This is a genomic window from Enterobacter sp. 342 (genome assembly GCF_036663495.1).
Lineage (GTDB): Bacteria > Pseudomonadota > Gammaproteobacteria > Enterobacterales > Enterobacteriaceae > Enterobacter.
The window spans coordinates 1-2,223 of sequence record NZ_JAWUEI010000093.1; the positions used below are offsets into that span (position 1 = coordinate 1).

General features: G+C 55.6%; 4 protein-coding genes. 3 read left to right on the forward strand and 1 reads right to left on the reverse strand.

The genetic code is table 11. From position 1 onward, the window contains the following. Positions 1–108: 108 nt before the first annotated feature. Positions 109–765 (forward strand): quinolone resistance pentapeptide repeat protein QnrA1, encoded by a 657-nt coding sequence (locus V6E55_RS25290; RefSeq protein ID WP_012579084.1) that lies wholly within the window; start codon positions 109–111, stop codon positions 763–765. A 185-nt stretch (positions 766–950) separates the two neighbouring features. Continuing rightward, on the forward strand, positions 951–1,826 hold the full coding sequence (ampR, locus tag V6E55_RS25295) for a LysR family transcriptional regulator AmpR (RefSeq protein ID WP_004193231.1): 876 nt from the start codon (positions 951–953) through the stop codon (positions 1,824–1,826). 3 nt (positions 1,827–1,829) lie between these two features. Here the strand turns inward: ampR and hypA are convergent, their stop codons facing one another. Next, complete coding sequence (gene hypA / locus V6E55_RS25300) at positions 1,830–2,135, reverse strand: hydrogenase maturation nickel metallochaperone HypA (RefSeq protein WP_050583588.1); 306 nt, start codon at positions 2,133–2,135, stop codon at positions 1,830–1,832. Between hypA and V6E55_RS25305 the strand changes: the two genes are divergently transcribed. Then, on the forward strand, positions 2,088–2,223 hold a 136-nt coding region (locus tag V6E55_RS25305), incomplete at its 3' end, for an SMR family transporter (protein WP_230203949.1). The genes hypA and V6E55_RS25305 overlap by 48 nt on opposite strands.

Consider the following 2,223-nt stretch of genomic DNA (forward strand, 5'->3'; position numbering starts at 1 on the left):
GCGGTAAACGAGTGAGGGAATTTCAGGTAAGATACTTCGGATGAGGAGCAAAAAGGTGGTTTATACTTCCTATACCCGTTAGCACCCTCCCTGATTAAAGGAAGCCGTATGGATATTATTGATAAAGTTTTTCAGCAAGAGGATTTCTCACGCCAGGATTTGAGTGACAGCCGTTTTCGCCGCTGCCGCTTTTATCAGTGTGACTTCAGCCACTGTCAGCTGCAGGATGCCAGTTTCGAGGATTGCAGTTTCATTGAAAGCGGCGCCGTTGAAGGGTGTCACTTCAGCTATGCCGATCTGCGCGATGCCAGTTTCAAGGCCTGCCGTCTGTCTTTGGCCAACTTCAGCGGTGCCAACTGCTTTGGCATAGAGTTCAGGGAGTGCGATCTCAAGGGCGCCAACTTTTCCCGGGCCCGCTTCTACAATCAAGTCAGCCATAAGATGTACTTCTGCTCGGCTTATATCTCAGGTTGCAACCTGGCCTATACCAACTTGAGTGGCCAATGCCTGGAAAAATGCGAGCTGTTTGAAAACAACTGGAGCAATGCCAATCTCAGCGGCGCTTCCTTGATGGGCTCAGATCTCAGCCGCGGCACCTTCTCCCGCGACTGTTGGCAACAGGTCAATCTGCGGGGCTGTGACCTGACCTTTGCCGATCTGGATGGGCTCGACCCCAGACGGGTCAACCTCGAAGGAGTCAAGATCTGTGCCTGGCAACAGGAGCAACTGCTGGAACCCTTGGGAGTAATAGTGCTGCCGGATTAGCTCGAATGCAAACACAAGAGGCAAATATCACTTGAGTTCCGCGCTACAACAAGGCAGATTCTGCTATAGCAGAGTATTACCGCCGGAATGCCGTTTCTCTGCTGCCGCAGCCGACGTTATACCTTCCCTTCAAAGGAGGCATTATGAAGACTCAACTGCCCTAAAGAAAAACTTACAGGTGGATTATGGTCAGACGTTATCTCCCCCTTAACCCGCTGCGCGCCTTTGAGGCCGCCGCCCGTCATCTCAGTTTTACCCGCGCGGCGATTGAGCTGAATGTCACCCATGCCGCCGTCAGCCAGCAGGTCAGGGCGCTGGAAGAACAACTCGGCTGTGTGCTGTTTACCCGCGTCTCGCGCGGGCTGGTGCTGACCCATGAAGGTGAGGGATTACTGCCGGTGCTCAATGAGGCGTTTGACCGGATTGCGGATACTCTGGAGTGTTTTTCTCACGGGCAGTTCCGTGAGCGGGTGAAAGTCGGTGCGGTGGGAACATTTGCCGCAGGCTGGCTGCTGCCGCGTCTGGCCGGATTCTATGACAGCCATCCGCATATTGATCTGCATATCTCCACCCATAACAATCATGTGGACCCGGCGGCGGAAGGGCATGATTATACGATCCGTTTCGGTAACGGCGCGTGGCATGAGTCAGATGCGGAACTGATTTTCAGTGCACCACACGCTCCGCTGTGCTCACCGGCCATTGCAGAACAGTTACAGCAGCCGGATGATGTTCACCGCTTTACCCTGCTGCGCTCATTCCGCCGGGATGAATGGAGCCGCTGGCTGGATTGTGCGGGCGGCACACCGCCTTCCCCGTCACAGCCGGTAATGGTGTTCGATACCTCACTGGCCATGGCCGAGGCGGCACAACTGGGTGCCGGGGTAGCGATCGCACCGGTATGTATGTTCAGCCGCCTGTTACAGTCAGGCGCACTGGTACAGCCGTTTGCCGCAGAAATCACCCTCGGCGGCTACTGGCTGACGCGGTTACAGTCCCGTACGGAAACCCCGGCCATGCAGCAATTCGCCCGCTGGCTGCTGAATACGGCGGCGGCGTAAAACTCACTCACCTTCCAGGCTTTTTACCCGCAAATCATCACCTTCACTGATGCGCAGCCGTTCACTGCCGCAGTGCGGACAGCATCCGGCGTGCTGCATGATTTCGGCCTCACGGCTGCAATCCCAGCACCATGCCTGTGCCGGGATAACATCAATATGCAGTGTGCAGCCCTGCGCCACGGTATCACGGCAGGCGATATCAAAACAGAAATGCAGTGCACTCTCCTCAACATCCGCCAGTGCGCCGACTTCCAGCCAGACATCCGTTACCCGCGCAATGCCGTGCTGTTCAGCCTGTTCGCGGATAATGTCCGCCGCACCGAGGGCTTTACTAAGCTTGCCCCTTCCGCCGTTGTCATAATCGGTTATGGCATCGCATTTTATTTTCTTTCTCTGG

Coding starts and splice junctions, on each gene's coding strand:
- ampR (WP_004193231.1), top strand. CDS start 951: ATGGTCAGACGTTATCTCCCCCTTAACCCGCTGCGCGCCTTTGAGGCC.
- V6E55_RS25290 (WP_012579084.1), top strand. CDS start 109: ATGGATATTATTGATAAAGTTTTTCAGCAAGAGGATTTCTCACGCCAG.